At 68.7% G+C, this 25065-nt stretch carries 22 protein-coding genes; 12 read left to right on the top strand and 10 right to left on the bottom strand.

Going from position 1 to position 25065, the window contains the following annotated elements:
• Positions 1 to 322 precede the first annotated feature (322 nt).
• From B7L92_RS04560 to B7L92_RS04545, 4 genes are all read left to right on the top strand, one after another.
• Positions 323 to 1006 (top strand): PadR family transcriptional regulator, encoded by a 684-nt coding sequence (locus B7L92_RS04560; RefSeq protein ID WP_004985967.1) that lies wholly within the window; start codon positions 323 to 325, stop codon positions 1004 to 1006.
• A 44-nt stretch (positions 1007 to 1050) separates the two neighbouring features.
• Positions 1051 to 2133, top strand: coding sequence for an inositol-3-phosphate synthase (locus B7L92_RS04555; RefSeq protein WP_004985963.1), 1083 nt, complete (start codon positions 1051 to 1053; stop codon positions 2131 to 2133).
• A 79-nt stretch (positions 2134 to 2212) separates the two neighbouring features.
• A complete protein-coding gene (locus B7L92_RS04550) occupies positions 2213 to 3475 on the top strand; it encodes an MFS transporter (RefSeq protein WP_081236192.1) in 1263 nt (420 codons plus the stop codon).
• Between the two features lie 122 nt (positions 3476 to 3597).
• Positions 3598 to 4101, top strand: coding sequence for an LppU/SCO3897 family protein (locus B7L92_RS04545; RefSeq protein ID WP_081236191.1), 504 nt, complete (start codon positions 3598 to 3600; stop codon positions 4099 to 4101).
• 53 nt (positions 4102 to 4154) lie between these two features.
• On the opposite strand, the gene B7L92_RS04540 is transcribed toward B7L92_RS04545, so the two are convergent.
• A complete protein-coding gene (locus B7L92_RS04540) occupies positions 4155 to 5621 on the bottom strand; it encodes a CCA tRNA nucleotidyltransferase (protein WP_391717060.1) in 1467 nt (488 codons plus the stop codon).
• A 254-nt stretch (positions 5622 to 5875) separates the two neighbouring features.
• Between B7L92_RS04540 and B7L92_RS04535 the strand changes: the two genes are divergently transcribed.
• The 7 genes from B7L92_RS04535 to trxA all read left to right on the top strand — a co-directional run bounded on the left by B7L92_RS04535 (position 5876) and on the right by trxA (position 15652).
• Positions 5876 to 8260, top strand: a complete 2385-nt coding sequence (locus B7L92_RS04535; protein WP_081236189.1) for a DUF6049 family protein — start codon at positions 5876 to 5878, stop codon at positions 8258 to 8260.
• A 45-nt stretch (positions 8261 to 8305) separates the two neighbouring features.
• Positions 8306 to 10609: a murein biosynthesis integral membrane protein MurJ gene (murJ, locus tag B7L92_RS04530; protein WP_081236188.1), complete on the top strand. Its 2304-nt coding sequence runs from the start codon at positions 8306 to 8308 to the stop codon at positions 10607 to 10609.
• A 141-nt stretch (positions 10610 to 10750) separates the two neighbouring features.
• Positions 10751 to 12451: a protein kinase family protein gene (locus tag B7L92_RS04525; protein WP_081236187.1), complete on the top strand. Its 1701-nt coding sequence runs from the start codon at positions 10751 to 10753 to the stop codon at positions 12449 to 12451.
• Positions 12452 to 12481: 30 nt separating this feature from the next.
• Positions 12482 to 13207 (top strand): RNA polymerase sigma factor SigM, encoded by a 726-nt coding sequence (gene sigM / locus B7L92_RS04520; protein WP_081236186.1) that lies wholly within the window; start codon positions 12482 to 12484, stop codon positions 13205 to 13207.
• Positions 13204 to 14112 (top strand): anti-sigma factor family protein, encoded by a 909-nt coding sequence (locus B7L92_RS04515; protein ID WP_081236185.1) that lies wholly within the window; start codon positions 13204 to 13206, stop codon positions 14110 to 14112. The genes sigM and B7L92_RS04515 overlap by 4 nt, the downstream gene beginning before the upstream one ends.
• A 194-nt stretch (positions 14113 to 14306) precedes the next feature.
• Positions 14307 to 15275: a thioredoxin-disulfide reductase gene (trxB, locus tag B7L92_RS04510; RefSeq protein ID WP_081236184.1), complete on the top strand. Its 969-nt coding sequence runs from the start codon at positions 14307 to 14309 to the stop codon at positions 15273 to 15275.
• 44 nt (positions 15276 to 15319) lie between these two features.
• Entirely contained in the window at positions 15320 to 15652 is a 333-nt protein-coding gene (gene trxA, locus B7L92_RS04505; RefSeq protein WP_030847066.1) for a thioredoxin, read from the top strand.
• An 86-nt stretch (positions 15653 to 15738) separates the two neighbouring features.
• Here trxA and B7L92_RS04500 read toward each other — a convergent pair whose 3' ends face one another.
• The 9 genes from B7L92_RS04500 to rpmH form a co-directional block, all read right to left on the bottom strand.
• Positions 15739 to 16356, bottom strand: a complete 618-nt coding sequence (locus B7L92_RS04500; protein ID WP_081236183.1) for a GNAT family N-acetyltransferase — start codon at positions 16354 to 16356, stop codon at positions 15739 to 15741.
• Positions 16357 to 16674: 318 nt separating this feature from the next.
• Complete coding sequence (locus tag B7L92_RS04495) at positions 16675 to 17775, bottom strand: ParB/RepB/Spo0J family partition protein (protein ID WP_081236182.1); 1101 nt, start codon at positions 17773 to 17775, stop codon at positions 16675 to 16677.
• The gene (locus B7L92_RS04490) at positions 17772 to 18848 is read right to left on the bottom strand and encodes a ParA family protein (RefSeq protein WP_081236181.1); all 1077 of its coding nucleotides are present in this window, start codon (positions 18846 to 18848) and stop codon (positions 17772 to 17774) included. Before B7L92_RS04490 ends, B7L92_RS04495 begins: the two co-directional genes overlap by 4 nt.
• A 329-nt stretch (positions 18849 to 19177) precedes the next feature.
• Entirely contained in the window at positions 19178 to 19897 is a 720-nt protein-coding gene (rsmG, locus tag B7L92_RS04485; RefSeq protein ID WP_081236180.1) for a 16S rRNA (guanine(527)-N(7))-methyltransferase RsmG, read from the bottom strand.
• A 123-nt stretch (positions 19898 to 20020) separates the two neighbouring features.
• A complete protein-coding gene (locus B7L92_RS04480) occupies positions 20021 to 20533 on the bottom strand; it encodes a Jag family protein (protein ID WP_004985933.1) in 513 nt (170 codons plus the stop codon).
• A 15-nt stretch (positions 20534 to 20548) separates the two neighbouring features.
• Entirely contained in the window at positions 20549 to 21814 is a 1266-nt protein-coding gene (gene yidC, locus B7L92_RS04475; RefSeq protein WP_081236179.1) for a membrane protein insertase YidC, read from the bottom strand.
• A gap of 3 nt (positions 21815 to 21817) precedes the next feature.
• On the bottom strand, positions 21818 to 22192 hold the full coding sequence (yidD, locus tag B7L92_RS04470; protein WP_004985926.1) for a membrane protein insertion efficiency factor YidD: 375 nt from the start codon (positions 22190 to 22192) through the stop codon (positions 21818 to 21820).
• A complete protein-coding gene (gene rnpA, locus B7L92_RS04465; protein ID WP_004985924.1) occupies positions 22189 to 22560 on the bottom strand; it encodes a ribonuclease P protein component in 372 nt (123 codons plus the stop codon). Before rnpA ends, yidD begins: the two co-directional genes overlap by 4 nt.
• A 21-nt stretch (positions 22561 to 22581) precedes the next feature.
• Positions 22582 to 22719, bottom strand: a complete 138-nt coding sequence (rpmH, locus tag B7L92_RS04460; protein ID WP_003956500.1) for a 50S ribosomal protein L34 — start codon at positions 22717 to 22719, stop codon at positions 22582 to 22584.
• Between the two features lie 375 nt (positions 22720 to 23094).
• Here rpmH and dnaA point away from each other — a divergent pair, with 375 nt between their 5' ends.
• A complete protein-coding gene (gene dnaA / locus B7L92_RS04450; protein ID WP_081236178.1) occupies positions 23095 to 25059 on the top strand; it encodes a chromosomal replication initiator protein DnaA in 1965 nt (654 codons plus the stop codon).
• Positions 25060 to 25065: the final 6 nt, after the last annotated feature.

Raw genomic sequence — 25065 nt, 5'->3', positions numbered from 1 at the left:
ACGGATGCGGCGCTTTCCGCATTCACCCGTACTGCACCGGGGACAGGGACGTCCCCGGGCGTCACTCGGTTCCCGGTGGTCTGCATGGCGCACAGACTACGCATCGCCAAAACCCTCCGAGCACAGAAGTTCACCTCAAATCAGGCAACTTGGTCCTTGTGAATCGATGATGTGATCCCGTTCACCCCACCTCCCCTTGTCGCATCCGGGAGGCCGTTCTATCGTCGTGATGTATCGAGTCGATACATCAGCTCGACATAAGGGCGGCGATGGGCCGGACACGGGCCCGTCACGGCAGGGCCGCGGCAGAGGGGAGGCGACGATGAGCCGGCGTTCCGGGATCCTCGAGTTCGCCGTACTCGGTCTGCTCCGCGAATCTCCGATGCACGGCTATGAGCTGCGCAAACGACTCAATACGTCACTGGGTGTGTTCCGTGCGTTCAGCTACGGGACGCTCTATCCCTGCCTCAAGACGCTGGTCGCCAACGGCTGGTTGATCGAGGAACCGGGGAACACCGCCGAGGACGCCCCCGCCGCTCCGCTCACGGGCCGTCGCGCCAAGATCGTCTACCGGTTGACGGCGGAAGGTAAGGAGCACTTCGAGCAGCTGCTCTCCCAGACGGGGCCGGACGCGTACGAGGACGAGACCTTCGCCGCGCGGTTCGCCTTCTTCGGGCAGACCTCCCGTGATGTGCGCATGCGCGTCCTCGAGGGCCGCCGCAGCCGGCTGGAGGAACGCCTCGAGAAGATGCGTGCTTCCCTGGCCCGCACCAGGGAGCGCCTCGACGACTACACGCTCGAGCTCCAGCGCCACGGGATGGAGTCCGTGGAGCGCGAAGTGCGCTGGCTGAACGAGCTCATCGAGAGCGAGCGGGCAGGGCGGGACCTGAAGGGGTCCGCCACCGGGGGGTCCGCTCAGCAGGACACCACATCTGGAGCGACGGGCGGCCTGCCCCGGCCCGGGGACGACCCCCGGCCGGATACGCCCGACGACACCGCCACGTGAGACCCCACTCAGGGCCTCACTCGTACACACAGGGAGCAACCGGAATGGGTTCGGTTCGCGTAGCCATCGTCGGCGTGGGCAACTGCGCCGCATCGCTGGTGCAGGGAGTCGAGTACTACAAGGACGCCGACCCGGCGTCCAAGGTGCCGGGCCTGATGCACGTCCAGTTCGGCGACTACCACGTCCGCGACGTCGAGTTCGTCGCCGCCTTCGACGTGGACGCCAAGAAGGTCGGTCTCGACCTCGCGGACGCCATCGGCGCCTCCGAGAACAACACCATCAAGATCTGCGACGTCCCCCGCACCGGTGTGACGGTCCAGCGCGGCCACACCCTCGACGGTCTCGGCAAGTACTACCGCGAGACCATCGAGGAGTCCGCCGAGGCGCCGGTCGACGTCGTCCAGGTCCTCAAGGACAAGCAGGTCGACGTCCTGGTCTGCTACCTGCCCGTCGGCTCCGAGGACGCGGCGAAGTTCTACGCCCAGTGCGCCATCGACGCCAAGGTCGCCTTCGTCAACGCCCTCCCGGTCTTCATCGCCGGCACCAAGGAGTGGGCGGACAAGTTCACCGAGGCCGGGGTTCCGATCGTCGGTGACGACATCAAGTCCCAGGTCGGCGCCACCATCACGCACCGCGTCATGGCGAAGCTGTTCGAGGACCGCGGCGTCATCCTGGACCGCACGATGCAGCTGAACGTCGGCGGCAACATGGACTTCAAGAACATGCTCGAGCGCGACCGCCTGGAGTCCAAGAAGATCTCCAAGACGCAGGCCGTCACCTCCCAGATCCCCGACCGGGAGCTCGGCGAGAAGAACGTCCACATCGGCCCGTCCGACTACGTCGCCTGGCTGGACGACCGCAAGTGGGCCTACGTCCGCCTCGAGGGCCGCGCCTTCGGTGACGTCCCGCTGAGCCTGGAGTACAAGCTCGAGGTCTGGGACTCCCCGAACTCCGCCGGTGTCATCATCGACGCCCTGCGCGCCGCGAAGATCGCCAAGGACCGGGGGGTCGGTGGCCCGATCCTGTCGGCCTCCTCGTACTTCATGAAGTCCCCGCCGGTGCAGTACTTCGACGACGAAGCCCGCGCGAACGTCGAGAAGTTCATCCAGGGCGAGGTCGAGCGCTAGGACCCGCTCACCGTGGGCAGAGGAGGGTCTCCGGGGTCGCACGTCCCGGAGACCCTCCCCGTATGTGAGGCTGAGCCCCATGGCCGTCGTCCGTGACCTGCGCGTCCTGCTGCGTTTCCAGGGCTTCAGACGTCTGCTCGCCGTCCGGCTGCTCTCCCAGGGCGCCGACGGCGTCTTCCAGGTCGCCCTCGCCGCCTATGTGGTCTTCTCGCCGGAGAAGCAGACGTCGGCCGCGGCGATCGCCTCCGCGATGGCGGTCCTGCTCCTCCCGTACTCGCTGGTCGGCCCCTTCGCCGGAGTGCTGCTGGACCGTTGGCGCCGCCGCCAGGTGTTCCTGTACGGCAACCTGCTGCGCGCCCTGATGGCCACGGTGACCGCCGTCCTCATCCTCGGCCGGGTCCCCGACTGGCTCCTCCTCCTCTCCGCCCTGTGCGTCACCGCCGTCAACCGCTTCGTCCTCGCCGGACTGTCCGCCGCGCTTCCGCGCGTGGTCGACGCCGAACGACTGGTCATCGCCAACTCCCTCTCCCCGACCGCCGGGACACTCGCCGCGACGGCGGGCGGCGGCCTCGCCTTCCTCGTCCGTCTGGTCATCGCCGACTCCGACGCGGCCGTGGTGCTCGTGGGCGCGGCCCTGTATCTGTGCGCGGCCGTGGCGTCGCTGCGCATCGCGAAGGAACTCCTGGGCCCGGACCGCGCCTTGGTGCATCCGCGGCTGACCACGGCGCTCACCGGGACGGCGCGCGACCTGCTGGCAGGCTTGCGCCACCTCGCCGCGCCGCCGCGCAGGGAGGCCGCCTGGGCGCTCACGGCGATGTCACTGATGCGGTTCTGCTACGGCGCCATGCTCGTGATGCTGCTGATGCTGTGCCGGTACGCCCTGACCTCGACCACGGACGAGGGAATCGCCCTGCTGGGGCTGGCGTTGGGCGTCTCCGGAGCCGGCTTCTTCGTCGCGGCCGTCATGACGCCCTGGGCCGCGGGGCGACTCGGTCCCGGCCGCTGGATCATGGTGTGCTCCGGGTCCGCAGCGGTTCTGGAACCCGCGCTCGGCCTGCCCTTCGCCTCGGGTCCGCTGCTGGCAGGGGCGTTCGTCCTGGGCCTGACCACCCAGGGCGCGAAGATCGCCACGGACACGATCGTCCAGTCCTCCGTCGACGACGGCTTCCGTGGCCGGATCTTCTCCCTCTACGACGTCCTGTTCAACGTGGCTTTCGTCGGAGCCGCCGCCGTGGCCGCCCTGATGCTGCCGCCTGACGGCCGATCGGTCCCGCTGGTGATAACAATCGCCGTTATCTACGGGGCAGTAGCTGTGGTTACGGCCCGTTTTGAGCACCAATAAGTGTCACATCAATGCCACAGAGGCCTTTTGAGCTACAGAGTTGTCAGTGGTGGCCGATAGCTTACGTGCGTCTTATCAACGCACCATTCGCGTCACGCATCCACGTTCTAGGGGGACCCCCAGTGACCACTCCGCCGCCCCAGGGCAACCCTTTCGCGCAGGGCCAGCAGCAGCCCCACGGCCAGCCCCAGGGCCAGGCTCCGTACCCGCCCCAGGGCGGTTTCCCGCAGCAGGCCGGTCAGCCTGGGTTCCCCCCTCCGGGTGCTCCCGTTCCGCCGGAGCAGCCGCGTCGCAAGCTCAGCTTCAAGACGATCAAGAACATCGTCATCGCCGTAGTGGTCGCCGGTGTGGCCATCGGTGGTTTCATCGCCAGCCGGGACGACGCCAATACCGCCGCGGTCGGCGACTGCATGAGCCGCGGCAGCACGGACGACAACGACCCGGACCTCGAGGTCGTCGACTGCGGCTCCTCGAAGGCGCAGTACACGGTGCTCGCCAAGGTGGAGGGCAACTTCTCCGGTATCACGGCTCAGAGCAAGTGCGAGGCGGCGTCCAAGGACTTCCAGTACGTGTACACGGAGACCAATGGCAGCAAGAGCTTCCTCCTCTGCCTGAAGGACAAGTAAGACAGACGACGGAGGGCGGTGTTTCACGTGAAACACGACCCCGTTTCGCGGGTTCAGCCCTGCCGTTCGGCCCACCACTCCTTGAGCGCCTTGACCGCCGCATCGTGCTCCATCGGGCCGTTCTCCAAGCGGAGTTCCAACATGTGCTGGTACGCCTGCCCGACGGCCGGCCCCGGCTTGATCCCCAGGATCTCCATGATCTGGTTACCGTCGAGATCCGGGCGGATGGCGTCCAGCTCCTCCTGCTCCTGAAGCTGGGCGATCCGCTCCTCCAAACCGTCGTACGCGCGCGACAACGCGGCGGCCTTGCGCCGGTTGCGTGTGGTGCAGTCCGAGCGGGTCAGCTTGTGGAGCCGATCCAGGAGCGGACCCGCGTCCCGGACGTAGCGGCGGACGGCGGAGTCCGTCCACTCTCCCGTGCCGTAGCCGTGGAACCGCAGATGGAGCTCGACGAGCCGTGAGACGTCCTTCACCAGCTCGTTGGAGTACTTGAGCGCCGTCATGCGCTTCTTGGTCATCTTCGCCCCGACCACCTCGTGGTGGTGGAACGAGACCCGTCCGTCCTTCTCGAAACGGCGTGTGCGCGGTTTGCCGATGTCGTGCAACAGGGCCGCCAGGCGGAGGGTCAGGTCGGGGCCCTCGTCCTCAAGGGCCATCGCCTGCTCCAGAACGATCAGCGTGTGGTCGTAGACGTCCTTGTGCCGGTGGTGCTCGTCACGTTCCAGACGCAGGGCCGGCAGCTCGGGCAGCACATACTCCGCGAGCCCGGTCTCGGTCAGCAGGGTCAGACCCTTGCGCGGGTGAGAGGAGAGGATCAGCTTGTTCAGCTCGTCCCGGACGCGCTCGGCGGAGACGATCTCGAGGCGCCCGGCCATCTCCTTCATCGCCGCCACGACCTCGGGCGCCACCTCGAAGTCGAGCTGAGCGGCGAAGCGTGCGGCCCGCAGCATCCGCAGCGGGTCGTCGGAGAAGGACTCCTCGGGCGTGCCCGGGGTGCGCAGCACACGCGTCGCGAGGTCGTCGAGGCCGCCGTACGGGTCGACGAACCGCTTCTCCGGGAGCGCGACGGCCATCGCGTTCACGGTGAAGTCACGGCGGGCCAGATCCTCCTCGATGGAGTCGCCGTACGACACCTCCGGCTTGCGCGAGGTGCGGTCGTACGCCTCCGACCGGTAAGTGGTCACCTCGATCTGAAAGCTTCGATCAGCGTCTCCGACGCGGGCTTCCTTCTGCGCCCCGACCGTCCCGAAGGCGATCCCGACCTCCCAGACGGCGTCCGCCCAGGGGCGCACGATCTTCAGCACGTCCTGTGGGCGGGCGTCGGTCGTGAAGTCCAGGTCGTTGCCGAGGCGGCCGAGCAGTGCGTCCCGCACCGAACCGCCGACCAGGGCGAGTGAGAACCCGGCCTCCTGGAAACGGCGGGCGAGGTCGTCGGCGACAGGGGCTACCCGCAGCAGTTCACTCACGGCGCGGTCCTGCACCTGGCTCAGGGCACTGGTTTCTTCGTTGGCGTTCGGCACAACAGAAGAGGGTACGTGGCGCGGGCGGCCGGAATCTCCTCCATTCCGCGCCTACGGCCCCCGTCGATACGTGCACAAAGCCTCCGCTTGGGACGCGGGGCCCTACTCCTCTTCATACGGTCGCATACGGGGCAGGCCGACTCTGTCCCCGATCTTGCGGAACGGTCCGCGGCACTTCCCCTCAGCGAGCATCGTTACCATGCGTGGACGCACATTCCGACGACCACTGACGACGACGAGGGACGGGCGAGCGCGTGGCCGAGGCGGCAGACTTCCAGGGGACCCGTCCCTCACCTGCCCTCCGTCGGCTGCGGCGCATCGGAGCCCTGCTCACCGGAGGGCTCCTGCTGGCGGGGCTCCTCCAGCTACCGGCCGCGGCCCCCGCGGACGCCACCGGGCAGGGCACGCCGCAGGCCGCCTCCGGCGTCGGCTCGGTCTCCGTCTCCGTGGACTCGCTCACTCCCAGTGCCCCCACCGAGGGGGACACCGTCACCGTGACGGGCACGGTGACCAACAAGAGCAAACAGACGGTCACCGACGCCCGCGTCGGCCTGCGGGTGGGCCCGCTGCTGAACACCCGCTCGGGGATCGACAGCCTCGCCCGGAACAGTGACGACGTCCAGAGCGTCGTCAGCCCCGAGATCGGCGGCAAGTACTCCGAGGAGTTCCCCAGGCTCACCCCGGGCGTCTCGCGGCCCTTCAGCATCTCCGTCCCGGCCGCCAAGCTGGACCTCGGGGAGGACGGCGTCTACCCGCTGGCCGTGTCGCTCGCCGGGCAGACCCCCGCGCAGCCCTGGGAGCAGGTCCTCGGCGTCCAGCAGACCTTCCTGCCGTGGCAGCCCGGGAAAACCGGCACCCGGACGAAGACGACGTTCCTGTGGCCGTTGATCTCCACCGCCCACATGACGGCGGAGACGGGTTCGAACGAGCAGCAGACGCCGCTCTTCCGCGACGACGACCTCGCCGAGGAGATCTCTCCGGGCGGACGGCTGGACCGCATGGTGGCACTGGGCCGGGACCTCGACGTCACCTGGGTGATCGATCCGGACCTGCTGGCGTCCGTCGACGCGATGACCGAAAGGTACGAGGTACAGGGCGAGGGTGACACCGACACGGTCGGCAGCCATCAGGCGGTCGCCAAGCGATGGCTCGCCGAGGTGCAGCAGGCGGTGGCGGACCGGGAGGTCGTCGCGCTGCCGTTCGGCGATCCCGACCTGGCCTCCCTCGCCCACACCGGCACCGCTGTCACCGGCTCACTGAGCCACCTCAAGGAAGCCACCGGCGTCGCCTCGGACACGGTGGAGTCGATCCTCCACGTGAAACCCACCACGGAGTTCGCCTGGCCCGTCAACGGCGCGGTCGACCCCTCCATCGTCAAGGTCGCCACGTCCGCCGGCGCCGACAAGGTGATCGCCCGCAGCGACACCTTCGAGGAGAGCGGCGACCTGTCGTACACGCCTTCCGCGCCCCGTCCCATCGGCGGCGGCACCACGGCCGTCGTGGCGGACGCCCGGCTCTCCACGGCCTTCCAGGGCGACATGACCAAGGCCTCCACGTCCACGCAGGCGGTGCAGCGGTTCCTGGCCCAGAGCCTGACGCTCGGCCTCCAGACGGGCAAGCAGCGCAGCGTCGTCGTCGCCCCGCAGCGCACCCCGTCCGCGAGCCAGGCCCAGACGATGGCCGAGGCGCTGGCCGCCCTCCAGGACAGGGCCTGGTCCGAGTCCCAGGACCTCACGGCGGCCGCGAGGACCAAGCCGGACCCCGCCGCCACCACCAAGGTTCCCTCGGCCTCCGCGTACCCCTCCTCGCTGCGCAGGCACGAGCTGCCGCGGTCGGCGTTCGAGCAGATCGCGAGGACGCAGGACAAGCTCGACAGGTTCAAGGTGATCCTCTCCGACCAGTCCCGGGTGGTGACCCCGTTCGGACGCGCCCTGAACCGGGGGATGTCCGTGTCCTGGCGGGGCCGGAGCACCGAGGCCGCGGTCTACCGGAGCGGTGTCGAGGCGTATCTCGACACGCTCATCGACCAGGTGAAGCTCATCGACAAGTCGGAGACGAAGCTCTCCGGCCGCAGCGCCACGATCCCCGTGACGGTCCAGAACAACCTGGTGCAGGGCGTCGAGCACCTGGTGCTGCGGCTCTCCTCGACCAACCCGACCCGTCTCGAGATCGGTGGGGACGCCTACGAGGAGCAGCCCATCGCCGTCTCCGGCGGGCACAGCCAGTCGGTGAAGTTCACCACGTCCGCCAACGCCAACGGCCGGGCGACGGTGGTCGCCCAGCTGTACACCCAGGACGGTCAGAAGTACGGCGACCCCGTCACCTTCGACGTGAAGGTCACCGAGATCACCGCCACGGTGATGCTGGTCATCGGCGGCGGCGTGCTGCTGCTCGTCCTCGCCGGCTTCCGTATGTACACGCAGCGCAAGCGTGCCGCGGCCCGCGAGGCCGAGGAGCAGCACGACGAGGCGGGCAAGGACGTCGACGGCGCACCGAACCCGGGAGCCTCCGCTGCGCGTCTCGAGGAGTCCGGTGCCGGTGCACGGGCAGACACGCCGGAGCAGCCGGGTGACCCGGCACCGGACACCGCACCGGAAAGCGCAGACCCGTCCGGCACGGGTGAGAGAGTGGACCGTTGAGGATGTCGTGGCCGGTGGGCCGGGGACGATGAGGTGGGGTAAACCATGAACGCGCCGTACGACGGTGACCGCGGCCATGCCGCGGGCAACTCGGGCCACCCCGAGTCGGATCCCCCCGAGGGTCCGCCGCCCGGGCACGACCAGGCGCCGCAGCCGTCCGCCGACCCGTACCTCCGGGACGCCTACGGCCAGGATCCCTACCGGGCGCAGGACATCGCCGCCCAGGATCCCGTCGCGGAGGCGCTCTACGACCGTGCCGCGCACCCTCCGCCTCCTCCGGGCACGTACCCCCCTCAGCAGCCGCTCTACGGGCAGCCGCCCCAGTCGCCGTACGCCCCCGATCCGCGGGTGTGGGCCCAGACCCCCGCACCGGAGCCGGACGGGCCGACGCAGTACCTGCCGTACGGCGACGATCCGCGCACGACGCAGTACGTGGGCGTGGACGACCTGGTCGGCCAGGCCGGGGACCAGCGCCGCGAGTCGGACGCCTTCGCCCACCTCTTCCACGACCAGCAGCAGAGCGGTGCCTTCCCCGACCAGCAGCAGGGCGGTGGACACCCCGGCCGGCCGCCGGCGGCGGGTGTCCGGCAGCCCTACGCGTCCGCCGCATCGGTGGCCGGCCCGTCCGCGGCCCCCGGCCACTACGCGGGGGCCACGCCCCCTCCCGCCGCCGAGGCTCCGGCCCCGGAACCGGCTCCCGCGCCCGCTCCGAAGAAGGGCGGACGGGCCGGAGGCCTGCTGAAGTCCAGTGCCGTGATGGCGGCGGGCACGATGGTGTCCCGCCTCACCGGATTCATCCGGTCCGCGATGATCGTCTCGGCGCTCGGCCTCGCTCTGCTGGGTGAGTCGTTCCAGATCGCGTACCAGCTGCCGACGATGATCTACATCCTGACCGTCGGCGGTGGCCTCAACTCCGTCTTCGTGCCGCAGCTCGTGCGGGCGATGAAGGACGACGAGGACGGAGGCGAGGCGTACGCGAACCGCCTGCTGACGCTCGTCATGGTGGCCCTGGCCGCGCTCACCGCCCTCGCGTGGCTGGCCGCCCCGCTCCTCGTGCGCGCGTTGTCGAACCCGGTCGCCAACGACCCCGCCGCCAACGACGTCGCCGTCACCTTCACCCGCTACTTCCTGCCCTCGATCTTCTTCATGGGCGTGCACGTGGTGATGGGTCAGATCCTCAACGCCCGCGACCGGTTCGGCGCGATGATGTGGACCCCGGTCCTGAACAACATCGTCATCATCGTCACGCTCGGCGTGTTCATCTGGGTCTACGGCACCGCCGCCGACTCCGGCATGACCGTCGAGAACATCCCGCCGGAGGGCGAGCGGCTGCTCGGCGTGGGCGTCCTCCTCGGCCTGGTGGTCCAGGCCCTGGCGATGATCCCCTACCTCCGCGAGACCGGGTTCCGGATCCGTCTGCGCTTCGACTGGAAGGGCCACGGTCTCGGCAAGGCCGCCATGCTCGCCAAGTGGACGATCCTGTTCGTCCTCGCCAACCAGGCGGGCGCACTGGTCGTCAGCCAGTTGGCCACCGCGTCGGTCGTCGACACGAAGATCGCCGGCACGGGCTTCAGCGCCTACGCCAACGCCCAGCTGATCTGGGGCCTGCCCCAGGCCATCATCACGGTCTCCCTGATGGCCGCCCTGCTGCCCCGTATCTCGCGCTCCGCGGCCGAGGAGGACGGTGGCGCCGTCCGGGACGACATCTCCCAGGGCCTGCGCACCACGGCCGTCGCGATCGTGCCGATCGCCTTCGGCTTCCTCGCGCTCGGCATCCCGATGTGCACGCTGATCTTCGGCTCCTCGGGCACCGGCGCGGCCACCAACATGGGCTACATGCTGATGGCCTTCGGTCTCGGTCTGATCCCGTACTCCGTGCAGTACGTCGTCCTGCGCGCCTTCTACGCCTACGAGGACACCCGGACCCCCTTCTACAACACGGTCATCGTGGCTGCGGGCAACGCGGTCGCCTCGCTCATCTGCTTCTTCGTGCTCCCGGCCCGCTGGGCCGTGGTCGGCATGGCCGCCTCGTACGGTGTCGCCTACGCGCTCGGCGTCGGCATCGCCTGGCGCCGGCTGCGCCAGCGGCTGGGCGGGGACCTGGACGGCGCCCGGGTGCTGCGCACGTACGCCCGGCTGTGCATCGCCTCGGTGCCGGCCGCGTTGCTCAGTGGCGCGGCCTGCTACGGCATCAGCCAGACGCTCGGCCAGGGGGTCGTGGGCTCGTTCGCCGCGATCCTGGCCGGCGGGGCCGTCCTGCTCGGCGTCTTCTTCGTCGCCGCCCGCCGGATGCGCATCGAGGAGCTCAACTCCCTGGTCGGCATGGTCCGCGGACGCCTGGGACGCTGAGGCAGGGGGTAGGCGCACAACCATCGTCAGCCACCGCGTGTCGTGCATAGCGGCGGACTGTGGGCACAATTGGTTTCGGCGTGGGACGGCGCGCAACGGACGCCGGTCCGCGCGCAATGGATGGGGAGGCAGGGAACGACGGTGGCGGAACGGAGCACAGCTGCCGTCGACGTGGCAGACAACAGCGGCGACCAGTCGCTGACCGCACAGGCGGACCAGTCCACGGCCGACGGGGTGGCCAAGAACCGGGAGCGGGACACGGACAGCGACGAGGCACAGGAGAGCACCGGGACCGACGGTCCCGGAAAGACCTCGCCGCCCGAGCTGCACAGTGGTCACAAGCTGGCCAGACGCTACCGACTCGAGGAGTGCGTCACCCGTCTGGACGGGTTCAGCAGTTGGCGTGCCGTGGACGAGAAGCTCCGCCGTGCCGTCGGCGTGCACACCCTGCCCGCGGACCACTCGCGTGCCCGGTCCGTCCTGGCTGCGGCCCGCTCCTCCGCCCTGCTGGGCGATCCCCGCTTCGTCCAGGTCCTGGACGCCGTCGAGGAGAACGACCTCGTCTACGTCGTACACGAATGGCTCCCCGACGCCACCGAGCTGACCACGCTCCTGGCCGCCGGCCCGCTGGAGGTGTACGACGCCTACCAGATGGTCAGTCAGGTCTCCTCCGCCATGGCCGCGGCCCACCGCGAGGGCCTCGCCCATCTGCGCCTGAACCCCAACGCCGTACTGCGCACTTCGACCGGCCAGTGGCGCATCCGCGGCCTCGCCGTGAACGCGGCGCTACGCGGCATCGGCTCCGACACCCCGCAGCGCACCGACACCGAGTCCATCGGTGCCCTCCTCTACGCCGCTCTCACCCAACGCTGGCCGTACGAGAACGACGCCTACGGCATGTCCGGTCTGCCGAAGGACATCGGTCTGATCCCGCCGGACCAGGTGCGGGCCGGTGTCCACCGCGGCCTGTCCGAGCTCGCGATGCGGGCGCTCGTCAACGAGGGGGCCACCGCCTCACGTCATGAGTCGCCGTGCACCACGCCGGAGGAGCTGGTGAAGGCGATCGGTGAGATGCCCCGCATCCGCCCGCCGGAGCCCGCGTTCACCACCCCGCCCGAGTACCAGCGCACGACCTACCAGCAGGGCACGTACGGCCGTCCGGCGCCGCGTCCCGGCGCCACCCAGCCGGTTCCGGTTCCGCCTCCCCCGCTCCAGAGCCGCACCGGCAAGGCGCTGAAGTGGGCCGTCTCGGCCCTGCTGATCGCCGCGCTCGGCCTGGGCAGCTGGCAGCTGGCGGACGCCCTCATGGACCAGGGCGGCAAGGCGGACGAAACGAACGAGACCCAGACGACGGACGGGGACGACAGGAGCCCGAAGAAGCCGGTGAGCGGCAAGCCCATCGCCATCGAGAGCGCCCGTGACTTCGACCCGTTCGGCTCCGACGGATCCGAGAACCCGAGGGACATAGACAAGGTCTACGACAGCGTTCCGGGTACGTACTGGCAGACGAGCTACTACGAGAGCGCTGACCTGGGCCGACTGAAGCCGGGCGTGGGTGTCATCCTCGACCTCGGCAAGACCCAGCAGATCGGGAAGGTCACCGTTTCCTTCATGGGGAACACATCGGTCGAGCTCCGCGCCGCCTCCAGCGGTGCCGGGGGGCAACCGACGTCCTTCGACGCCTACACCAAGGTTGCCGAGGGGACGGGCGACAGCGTCACCCTCAAGCCCGAGAAGGCGCTCGAGTCCCGGTACTTGCTGGTCTGGCTGACCGAGCTGCCGGTACAGGCGGACGACGGCAAATGGCGCGGCAGGGTCGTGGACGTCAAGGTGAGCAGCTGAGGTCTTCTGCACCCAGGGGAAGGGGGACCAGTGGCGGACGCCGGCGGATACGACAGGGAGAGCGATCAAGACCTGCTCGCCCGCCACGTGGAGGGCGACCCCGACGCCTTCGGTGAGCTCGTGCGCCGTCACCGCGACCGGCTCTGGGCCGTGGCCCTGCGGACGCTGGGAGACCGGGAGGAAGCCGCAGACGCGGTTCAGGACGCCCTTGTATCCGCCTACCGGGCCGCCCACACCTTCCGCGGCCAGTCGGCCGTCACCACATGGCTGCACCGGATCACGGTGAACGCCTGTCTGGACCGTGCCCGCAAGGCGGCTTCCCGGAAAACCGCCCCGGTCGACGACACCGAGCGCCTGGAGCAGCTGCTGGAGCCCCATGAGTCCGCCTCGGCGCCTGCGGAGCGCAATGATCTGCACCGCCAGCTGATCGAGGCGATGGGCACGCTCCCGCCCGATCAGCGAGCGGCCCTCGTCCTCGTGGACATGCAGGGCTATCCGGTCGCCGAAGCCGCCCGCATCCTCGACGTGCCCACCGGCACGGTGAAGAGTCGCTGTGCCCGGGGCAGAGCCAGGCTCCTGCCCTTGCTCGCCCACCTGAGGTGGGAGGGCGCCGACGAGGGAAAGGAACAGGAGGGGGAACGGAACCGGATGCAGGGAGCATCCGTCCCACCCGCAGCAGGACCGCGTCGAGCGGATCCCCCAGACACAGGATCGAGTGACCCGGCGGCATTGAAGGGCGGAGGTGGGCGAGCGTGACGTCGACGACAGGCAAGGCGGAGCACCCGGACGTCGCGGAGATCTCCGACCTCACCGAAGGTCTTCTTCCACCGGCCCGGACCGCCGATGTGCGCCGGCATCTGGACGAGTGCGAGCTCTGCGCGGACGTCCATGCTTCGCTCGAAGAGATCCGGGGCCTGCTCGGCACCCTGCCGGGCCCGCCCCGCATGCCCGCCGAGGTCGCGGGGCGCATCGACGCCGCACTCGCGGCAGAGGCCCTGCTCCATGCCACCGCACCGGACACCGAGGAAGCCCTCGACACGTCTCCCGGGGCGCTCAGCGACGAGCCGACACATGTTTCACGTGAAACGTCGACGCCTCCGGACCGACCGACCGGGCGTCCTCGCTCCTCCACCACCGGTCCGGGCCGCAAGACCCGTCTGCGGGGAGGCCGTCGACGGGTCGCCGTCCTGGGAACCGTGTTCACCGTCGCCGCGCTCGGGCTGGGGTCGGTGGTGCTGTCGTCCTGGAACGACGGCACAGGGCCGAGTGAAGAACCGCGTACCACCGCCGCGGACACCTTCTCCGAGGGAAAGCTGGAGAAGCAGGTCACCGACCTCCTCGCGCAAAGTCAGCAGGAAGGTGGCGGCTCCCGGACTCCGGACACCTTCGGAACACAGTCGGAGTCCGGCGCCGCCCGCCCCAAGGTCCTCAAGCAGCCCGCGGTACCGGGATGTGTCCGTGAAGGCATCGGCAGCAATGACGCCGCGCTCGCCACCGAGCAGGGCAGGTACAAGGGGAAGGAGGCGCTGCTCGTCGTGCTCCCCGATGCCTCTGACGACACCCGTGTGACCGCGTACATCGTCGAGGCGACCTGTGTGGACAACCCCTCCTCGGGCACTGCGGCGAAGGTTCTGCTGAAGCACTCCTACCTGCGCTCCTGACGAGCGGCGCTTCGTCTTTCCCCACGTGGTCACCCGTGCGACAAGGGGCCGCCGTGCGCCCCTCCCGTGACCGTCTCCGCCGTGCCCGGGCACGGCGGGAATGCCCGCCCCTTAGGATCCGTTGGGTGGGGTGAGAGTCCTGAAAGAAGCTCCCACCGGTCGAACGACGCAGACCAGAGACGAGGAAACAAGCCGTGAGCGACGTCCGTAACGTGATCATCATCGGCTCGGGGCCCGCCGGCTACACGGCGGCGCTCTACACCGCCCGTGCGTCGCTGAAGCCCTTGGTGTTCGAGGGGGCTGTCACCGCCGGCGGTGCCCTGATGAACACCACCGAGGTGGAGAACTTCCCTGGCTTCCAGGACGGCATCGTGGGCCCCGAGCTCATGGACAACATGCGCGCCCAGGCGGAGCGCTTCGGTGCCGAGCTCGTTCCGGACGACGTGGTCGCCGTCGACCTGACCGGTGAGATCAAGACCGTCACGGACACCGCAGGCACGGTGCACAAGGCGAGGGCCGTCATCGTCGCCACGGGTTCGCAGCACCGCAAGCTCGGCCTGCCGAACGAGGACGCCCTCTCCGGCCGTGGTGTCTCGTGGTGCGCCACCTGTGACGGCTTCTTCTTCAAGGACCAGGACATCGCCGTGATCGGCGGTGGCGACACCGCGATGGAGGAGGCCACCTTCCTCTCGCGCTTCGCCAAGTCCGTGACGGTCGTCCACCGCCGTGACACCCTGCGCGCCTCCAAGGCGATGCAGGAGCGCGCCTTCGCCGACCCGAAGATCTCGTTCACCTGGGACAGCGAGGTCGCCGAGGTCCAGGGCGACCAGAAGCTCTCGGGCCTGAAGCTGCGCAACGTCAAGACCGGCGAACTCTCGGACCTGGCAGTGACCGGCCTGTTCATCGCGATCGGCCACGACCCGCGGACCGAGCTCTTCAAGGGCCAGCTGGAGCTGGACGAGGAGGGCTACCTGAAGGTCGAAGCGCCCTCGACGCGCACGAACATCGCCGGTGTCTTCGGCGCCGGCGACGTGGTCGACCACACCTACCGCCAGGCGATCACCGCGGCCGGTACGGGCTGTGCCGCCGCTCTCGACGCCGAGCGCTTCCTCGCCGCCCTCACGGACGGGGAGAAGGCCGAGCCCGAGAAGACCGCTGTCTGACCCCACCCACCGCCTCACGCATCAACCCAGTTAAGGAGCCCGCCGTGGCCGGCACCCTGAAGAATGTGACCGACGACTCCTTCGAGCAGGACGTCCTCAAGAGCGACAAGCCCGTCCTGGTGGACTTCTGGGCCGCCTGGTGCGGTCCGTGCCGCCAGATCGCTCCCTCCCTCGAGGCCATCGCCTCGGAGTACGGGGACAAGATCGAGATCGTCAAGCTGAACATCGACGAGAACCCGGGGACGGCTGCCAAGTACGGCGTCATGTCCATCCCGACCCTGAACGTCTACCAGGGCGGAGAGGTCGCCAAGACCATCGTCGGGGCCAAGCCGAAGGCTGCGATCGTTCGCGACCTCGAGGAATTCATCGCTGAGTGAGGGCGGACCGCCTCGTCGGCGGCGCATGTTTCACGTGAAACACGAATGGGCTGACCCCACGGGTCAGCCCATTCGTATGAGGTGCCTCAGAGGGGACGCAACGCCGGTTCTTTCTGCACAGCCCCGAGCAGCCGGTCCAGCGCCATCTCGACGTCTTCCTTCCAGGAAAGTGTCGTCCTCAGTTCCAGTCTCAACCGGGGGTAGGCGGGGTGCTGGCGGACCGTCTTGAAGCCCACGGCCAGCAGATGGTCGGCGGGTAGAACACAGGCAGGTTCCTTCCAGCGGGCATCACCGAAGGCCTCGATCGCTCTGAAGCCCCGGCGCAGCAAGTCCTTCGCCACCGTCTGCACCATCACCCGGCCCAGTCCTTGTCCCTGGTAACCGGGCACGATGAACGCGGTCATCAGCTGCACCGCGTCGGGCGACACGGGGCTGGTGGGGAACGCCGTGGAACGTGGCACATAAGCGGGGGGAGCGTAAAGAACGAAGCCCACAGGAACGTCATCGACATAGACGACCCTCCCGCAGGATCCCCAGTCCAGGAGGACGGCTGAGATCCACGATTCCTTCTCCCACGCGGATGTGCCGGCTTTTACCGCTGCCTCACCGCTGACGGGGTCGAGCTCCCAGAAGACACACGAGCGACAGCGCTGGGGGAGGTCCTGAAGGTTGTCCAGCGTGAGCGGTACAAGCCGACGCCCCATGAAGGCTGTTCCTCGCTTCCTTCGCCCGCTGCCTCACGGGCGGCTGTCAGAGCACTCCGTTCCCTGAGCAGGCTGCCGATGAATCCGCCGACGGCGCCCACCCCCAGCCCCGCGCTCACCAGTCCGGTACGGCTCGTCATTCGCATGGCTTCTGCCTTGGTCTCAGAGGTACTGCCGGGTAGATGCGCCGTATCGAACGCATCGTATCCATGAAGCGATTCCACCGATACCGCCAAAAAACAAAGGGCGGACCATGTTCCGGTACACACCGGACAGGGTCCGCCCTGGTCGGCTGATCTCCTGGACCAGCCGAGGGGATCAGGAGTCCGTCTCCTCGGAGTCGTCTTCCACCAGACTCTTCTGCAGGACGGGGCCCTCGCCGGGGGCAAGTGTGCCGAGGATGCGCTCGAGGTCCTCCATGGAGGCGAACTCCACGGTGATCTTGCCCTTCTTCTGGCCCAGGTCGACCTTCACCCGCGTCTCGAAGCGGTCCGAAAGACGCGTGGCCAGATCCGTCAGCGCCGGAGAGACCCGGGCACCCGCCCGCGGTCCCTTGGACCGCTGGGTCTTCTGAGGCCGCGAACCCATCAGGGTCACGATCTCCTCGACAGCACGCACCGACAGCCCTTCGGCCACGATCCGGTGAGCCAGCCGTTCCTGCTCCTCCGAGTCCTCGACGGACAGCAGCGCGCGTGCGTGTCCGGCGGAGAGCACTCCGGCGGCGACTCGACGCTGGACGGCCGGCGAGAGCTTCAGCAGACGCAGTGTGTTGGACACCTGCGGACGGGACCGGCCGATCCGGTCCGCCAGCTGGTCATGCGTGCAGTTGAAGTCCTTCAGCAGCTGGTCGTAGGCGGCAGCCTCTTCCAGCGGGTTCAGCTGAGCACGGTGCAGGTTCTCCAGCAGCGCGTCCAGGAGGAGCTTCTCGTCGTCCGTGGCGCGCACGATCGCCGGGATGGCCTCCAGCCCCGCCTCACGGCAGGCCCGCCAGCGACGCTCACCCATGATGAGCTCATACCTCGCGGGACCCACCTGCCGTACGACCACCGGCTGGAGGAGACCGACCTCCTTGATGGAAGTGATCAGCTCGGACAGCGCGTCCTCGTCGAAGACCTCACGTGGCTGCCGGGGGTTCGGGGTGATGGCGTCGAGGGGGACCTCGGCGAAGTGGGCACCGACAGAAGGTGCGGGCGTGGCCGAGGCACCGTTCGCCGACGGGTCCTCGTTCTCACGTGGAACAGGCGGCAGCATGGTCACCTTCGCGGCTGCCACTCCTCGCTCGTTCGGCAGCACGGGGACCGCTGTGGGAGATGTCGAAGCAGTGCCTCCGGCCACAGCCGGCGGCACCGTCTTCTCTGTGGGTGCGGCAGGGATCAGTGCGCCGAGACCACGGCCCAGCCCCCTCCGTCGTTCGCTCACTGGACGCCCTCCACCATGTTCGGACCGTTCTGCTGTGCGCCGATGTGTGCCTGTGAGGCGTCATAGCCGATCCCGACGCCCTTCAGCGCGATCTCTCGTGCCGCCTCGAGGTAAGAGAGGGCACCACTCGATCCAGGATCGTAAGTCAGCACCGTCTGCCCGTAGCTCGGGGCCTCCGAGATACGGACAGACCGGGGAATGCTCGTCCGTAGCACCTCGTCGCCGAAGTGGGTGCGCACCTCTTCCGCGACCTGTGACGCGAGCCGCGTACGGCCGTCGTACATGGTGAGCAGGATCGTCGATACGTGCAGCGTCGGATTGAGGTGGCCCCGCACCAGGTCGACGTTGCGCAGCAGCTGCCCCAGACCTTCCAGGGCGTAGTACTCGCACTGAATGGGGATGAGGACCTCTTGGCCCGCCACCATGGCGTTGACCGTCAGCAGGCCGAGGGAGGGCGGGCAGTCGATGAGGATGTAGTCCAGCGGCTGCTCATAGGCCTGAATCGCTCGCTGCAGCCGGCTCTCCCGCGCCACCAGCGATACGAGCTCGATCTCCGCACCGGCGAGATCGATCGTGGCGGGCGCGCAGAAGAGTCCTTCGACATCGGGAACCGGCTGGACGACCTCCGCCAACGGCTTGCTCTCCACCAGCACGTCATAGATGGAGGGGACCTCGGCGTGGTGGTCGATTCCCAGGGCGGTGGACGCGTTGCCCTGGGGGTCGAGGTCGATCACCAGAACACGGCCACCGTGCAGAGCGAGTGAAGCGGCCAGATTGACGGTGGTCGTCGTTTTACCGACGCCGCCCTTCTGATTGGCGACCACGATGACGCGGGTCTGCTCGGGTCGTGGCAAGCCCTCACCGGCGCGGCCCAGAGCCTCCACCGCCAACTGGGCAGCACGACCGATGGGAGTGTCGTCCATCGGGGGCGGTGTTTCACGTGAAACATCCACCCCCATCGACTCGGTACGGGGACCGGGGACCGGATCGGTCATCGGTCCCGCGATGTTGGCGTCGGACCGCAAGGATTCACTCTCCTCGACTTCAGGCTCGCAATGAACAGAGCCTCCCATGCCTTCAGGGTCGTGAACCAGTGAGACCTGACGTTCTGTGGAGAAATCCACCTCTGTGGACAGCTCCGTGCCCCTGGGGGAGGCCTGTGTCTCGCCGGGTGCCGACCCCGTCCCGAGTGAACCGAGAGGCTTACGGCCCCGAGGTTCGGCCGCAGCGCGGCCCCGATTGATGATGCCGTGCAGCAGTGAGCGATGTTTCACGTGAAACACGATGCACAGCGGCCGGTGCCGCACTGCCGCGACACTCCGGCATGCAGAGGTTTGGCAGCTTGTGTGGAGTACGTCTGGTTCTCAGGATAGGTCGTGATCCCCCGTAGACGGATCGCGCTCTAGCCCCGGCGCCGACGAGCCCGCCCCGTCCGGGCAGCCTTCGCGCGTTTCGCAGCGAACCGCACACCGCCGGGGCTCTCCCCGACCTCGACCCGCACCACGGTGGACATCGGGTCCACCACGCCTTCGCCCACATGAACGATCGACGTCGCCACGGCACCGAGCTTGCTCAGCGCCGTCGCCGCGCTCTTCAACTCCTCCTCGGCGGCGTCGCCCTTGAGGGCGAGCATCTCCCCGTACGGCCGAAGGAGGGGGATGCCCCAGGTGGCGAGGCGGTCGAGCGGTGCTACGGCACGCGCCGTCACGACATGCACCGGAGGCAGCTTCCCCATGACCTCCTCGGCCCGGCCGCGCGCGACCGTCACATGGTCCAGGCCCAGCAGCTCCACGACCTCGGTCAGGAAAGTGGTACGCCGTAGCAGTGGTTCCAGCAGTGTGATCTTGAGGTCCTCCCGGACCAGCGCCAGTGGAATGCCCGGCAGGCCGGCACCCGAGCCGACGTCGCACACCGTCACCCCTTCCGGTACGACCTCCGAGAGCACCGCGCAGTTCAGCAGATGCCGCTCCCACAAGCGGGGCACCTCGCGCGGACCGATCAGACCGCGCTGCACGCCCGCCTCGGCGAGCAGCTCCGCATACCGGACCGCATCCGCGAAGCGATCACCGAACACCTCGCGTGCCTGCTCGGGCGCGAGGGGAAGCTCCGCTGCCTCCGTCACGGGGGGACCTTCCTTCCGTACCGTGCCGACACAGGAAGCCGACACCAGAATCACAGAACTATCAGGCTGACAAAGTTCGGCCCCGCCTGCGCTACAGACGGGGCCGAGGAAACATGGAGCCGGTCAGGCGGGAAGTACGACGACGAAGCGCTGCGGCTCCTCGCCCTCGGACTCGCTGCGCAGGCCTGCCGCCTTGACCGCGTCGTGCACGACCTTGCGCTCGAACGGGGTCATCGGGTCGAGCTTCACGGGCTCACCGCTGCTCTTGGCCTCGGCGGCGGCCTTCGCGCCCAGCTCGGACAGCTCCGTGCGCTTCTTGGCACGGTAACCGGCGATGTCGAGCATGAGGCGGCTGCGGTCCCCGGTCTCCCGGTGCACGGCCAGGCGCGTGAGCTCCTGGAGCGCCTCCAGTACCTCGCCGTCGCGACCGACCAGCTTCTGCAGGTCCCGGCTGCCCGTGTCGCTGATGATCGAGACGGAGGCGCGGTCCGCCTCGACGTCCATGTCGATGTCGCCGTCGAGGTCGGCGATGTCGAGCAGACCCTCCAGGTAGTCCGCCGCGATCTCGCCTTCCTGCTCGAGGCGGGTCAGGGTGTCTGCGCCCTCGGCAGCAGCGGAGGTGGTGCCTTCCGTCACGGGATGGACTCCTTCTTACTTCTTGGACGGGGACTTGGGCCGCTGCGGACCCTTGCGCTGCCCGGACTGGGCCCTGCTGCGGGTACTGCCGGCGGTCTTGGCGCTGCCCTTCTTGGCAGCAGCGGCGGGCTTGCTGTCGCTCTCGGGCTCGTCGGACTTGGTCAGCGAGGTGCGCTCATCGGCCTTGGTCGGGGCCGACTGGCGCTGGGCCTTCGTCTGCCGCTTGGGCTGCTGCCGCTTGGGGGCCCCGGTGGTGGGCGTCCCGTCCTCGGCCTGGGCTGCGGCCGTGGCCTCGCTCTTGATCACCGTGCCGTCGCTCTGGGCCGCGAGGCCCGCCTTGTTCAGACCGTTGATGAACTTGCGCTCGTACTCGTTGCGGTCCCGGCCCTTGGCGACGATGGCCTTGACGATGGCCCGCTCACGACGGTTACGGGTCTTGCCGTTACGCGCGACGTGCTTGGAGAGACGCTCCAGGTACGCGGCCTGGGCCTTGGAACCCGGGGTGGGGTTGTTGTGGATGATGTACATCTGCTGGCCCATGGTCCACACGTTGGTGGTCAGCCAGTAGACGAGGACACCGACCGGGAAGTTGATGCCGAAGACGGCGAAGATGACGGGGAAGACGTACATCAGCATCTTCTGCTGCTGCATGAACGGCGTCTTCACCGTGGTGTCGACGTTCTTCGTCATCAGCTGGCGCTGCGTGTAGAACTGCGACAGCGACATCAGAACGATCATGATCGCCGTGACGACGCGGACATCGGTCAACGAGGAGTTGAGGGCCGCGACCTTCTCCGAGCTGTCCGTGAACTTCGCCGCGAGCGGGGCACCGAAGATGTGGGCCTTCTGGGCGCTCTCCAGCAGGCGCTCGTTGATCACACCGATGGTGTCGTTCGACGCGATGCTGTTGAGCACGTGGTACAGGGCGAAGAAGAACGGCGACTGCGCCAGGATGGGGAGGCACGAGGAGAGCGGGTTGGTGCCCGTCTCCTTGTACAGCTTCATCATCTCTTCGGACTGGCGCTGCCGGTCGTTCTTGTAGCGCTCCTGGATCTTCTTCATCTCCGGCTGGAGCGTCTGCATCGCGCGCGTCGCCTTGATCTGCTTCACGAAGAGCGGGATCAGACAGATGCGGATCAGGATCACCAGGGACACGATGGACAGGCCCCAGGCCCACCCGGTGTCAGGTCCGAAGACGGCCCCGTACACGCTGTGGAACTGGACGATGACCCAGGAGACGGGGGTTGTGATGAAGCTGAAGAGGCTGGCAATCGTGTCCACTGATCATGCTCCTTGGGCATGGGACGGGGTCTCTGCGGCCGGGCTCGAAGGACTCGTCGGACTGGTGGGAGGAGTCTGTCCTTCGGTGGCCGGTTCGGCGGCGGAGGGCCCGCCCCTGCGTGCACGCCAGGCGTCACGCAGCATTTCGTGCCACCGCGGGCGCTTGCGCGGCGGAACATGGTCCACACCACCCAGCGACCACGGGTTGCACCGCAGGATGCGCCAGGCCGTGAGTGCCGTGCCCTTGATGGCACCGTGCCGGTCGATGGCCGTGTAGCCGTAGTGGGAACACGACGGGTAGTACTTGCACACCGGCCCCAGCAGTGGACTGATCGTCCACTGGTAGATCTTGATCAGAGCCAGCAGCGGATACTTCATCGCGCGCCCCCTCCCAGCAGCCGCTGCAGGGCGGCATCCAGGTCCTGGGCCAGCTGTGCGTGGTCGGCGTCGCCCGCCGGGGGCAGCGCTCGTACGACTACCAGGCTACCGGGGGGCAATTGGTCGACTCGCTCGCGCATCAGATGGCGAAGCCTGCGCTTCACCTTGTTGCGCACCACCGCGCCCCCCACAGCCTTGCTCACGACGAAACCCGCACGCGACGGGGGAGCGCTCTCCCCAGGCGCATGCGGGTCCGTGGCACCGCTACGAAGATGGACGACGAGGTGCTGGCGCCCGGCCCGGCGCCCCCGTCGTACCGCGGTCGCGAAATCCTCGCGCCGCCTCAGCCGGTTCTCGGTGGGCAGCACGATGTCATGACCTGACCGGGATCAGGCGGACAGACGGGCGCGACCCTTGCTGCGGCGGGACGCGAGGATCGCGCGGCCGGCACGGGTGCGCATACGCAGCCGGAAGCCGTGGGTCTTCGCGCGACGACGGTTGTTCGGCTGGAAGGTGCGCTTGCTCACTCGGGGGCTCCAGAAGAAATCGGGGTTTGCGGGGTGCCGTCCTGGCTGTCACCGTGCGCCCACGAGAAGCTCGCGTTACGCCCGAGTGCACCGCTGACCGATCGCCTTGAGCGATCTGTGCCCATCGGAGGCAGGCGGCAGCAGCCATCGACAACTCGACCTCGTTACGGTACGCGCGGCCGCGCCATTCGGTCAAACCAGTGGTCACCGGGAGACACTTGTCCACAGCCTGGGGACAACAACTTGAACCGTACCGGTCGCCCTGACTACCTTGGCTGGACTCCGATTCGTTCCCTTGACCCTCCACCACCCGATTTACATCCCGACCCGTCCCTCGCATCACACGTTCGAGGGGCCTGTGAGAGAGCGTGCCCTGTGGCTGACGTACCTGCCGATCTTGCCGCAGTGTGGCCACGCGTACTGGAGCAACTCCTCGGCGAGGGCCACGGGCAGGGGGTCGAGAGCAAGGACGAGCACTGGATCCGGCGCTGTCAGCCGCTCGCGCTGGTCGCCGACACCGCCCTGCTCGCCGTTCCGAACGAGTTCGCGAAGGGCGTGCTCGAGGGCCGCCTCGCCCCCATCGTCAGCGAGAGCCTGAGCCGCGAGTGCGGTCGTCCGATCCGGATCGCGATCACCGTCGACGACACCGCGGGTGAACCCCCCGCCCCGCCGGCGCCCCGTCCGCAGCCGCGCTACGAGGAACCGGAACTCCCCACCGTCCGCCCGGACCGCCCCGAGCGGCAGGACCGGCCGGAACGCGAGCCGTACGAGTCGTACGAGGGATACGACGGTTACGACGGGTACGGCCGCCGCCGCGTCGACCAGCAGCCGGGCCCCTCGGGCGACCAGCTCCCCACCGCCCGTCCCGCCTACCCCTCCGAGTACCAGCGCCCGGAGCCGGGCTCCTGGCCGCGGCCGGCGCAGGACGACTACGGCTGGCAGCAGCAGCGCCTCGGCTTCCCGGAGCGGGACCCGTACGCCTCGCCACCGCCGCAGGACGCCTACGGCCCGCAGGACGCCTACGGCGGCCCGCCCCCGCCGGACTACCGTCCGCAGCCGATGGAGCGCCCGGCCTACGACCAGCAGCGCTCCGACTACGACACGTCACGCGGGGACTACGAGCCACGCGGGGACTACGAGCGCGGTGACTACGACCAGCGCGACGCCGTGCGCCGCGAGCTGCCGGAACCACCCCCCGGCTCCGGGCACGTCCACCGCGGCGGCCCCGTCGGACCGAACCTGCCCACCACCGGGGCGCCCGGCCCGCTGGCCGCGCAGCCCGCGCCGGCGACCGGTCCCGGTGAGCCGACCGCGCGGCTGAACCCGAAGTACCTGTTCGACACGTTCGTCATCGGCGCGTCCAACCGTTTCGCCCACGCGGCCGCGGTCGCCGTCGCGGAGGCCCCGGCGAAGGCGTACAACCCGCTCTTCATCTACGGGGAGTCGGGGCTCGGCAAGACCCACCTGCTGCACGCGATCGGGCACTACGCGCGGAGCCTCTACCCGGGCACGCGCGTGCGGTACGTGAGCTCGGAGGAGTTCACCAACGAGTTCATCAACTCCATCCGCGACGGCAAGGGCGACAGCTTCCGCAAGCGCTACCGCGAGATGGACATCCTGCTCGTCGACGACATCCAGTTCCTGGCGGACAAGGAGTCGACGCAGGAGGAGTTCTTCCACACCTTCAACACGCTCCACAACGCCAACAAGCAGATCGTGCTCTCCAGCGACCGGCCGCCCAAGCAGCTGGTGACGCTGGAGGACCGGCTGCGGAACCGTTTCGAGTGGGGCCTGATCACCGACGTCCAGCCGCCGGAGCTGGAGACGCGCATCGCGATCCTGCGCAAGAAGGCGGTGCAGGAGCAGCTGAACGCCCCACCGGAGGTGCTGGAGTTCATCGCCTCCCGGATCTCGCGGAACATCCGCGAGCTGGAGGGCGCGCTGATCCGGGTGACGGCGTTCGCCTCGCTCAACCGGCAGCCGGTGGACCTCGGGCTGACCGAGATCGTCCTGAAGGACCTGATCCCGGGGGGCGACGACTCGGCTCCGGAGATCACCTCGACGGCCATCATGAGCGCGACCGCCGACTACTTCGGGCTCACGGTCGAGGACCTGTGCGGCACCTCGCGCGGGCGCGCGCTGGTGACCGCCCGGCAGATCGCCATGTACCTGTGCCGGGAGCTGACGGACCTGTCCCTGCCGAAGATCGGCGCGCTGTTCGGCGGACGCGACCACACCACGGTGATGCACGCCGACCGGAAGATCCGCAACCTGATGGCCGAGCGGCGCTCCATCTACAACCAGGTCACCGAGCTCACCAACCGCATCAAGGCCGGCTGAGCGCCG

The sequence above is a fragment of the Streptomyces viridosporus genome (genome assembly GCF_002078235.1).
Classification (GTDB): domain Bacteria; phylum Actinomycetota; class Actinomycetes; order Streptomycetales; family Streptomycetaceae; genus Streptomyces; species Streptomyces viridosporus.
Note: the sequence above shows the minus strand (reverse complement) of the source record. Positions and strands in the feature narration are given on the sequence as shown.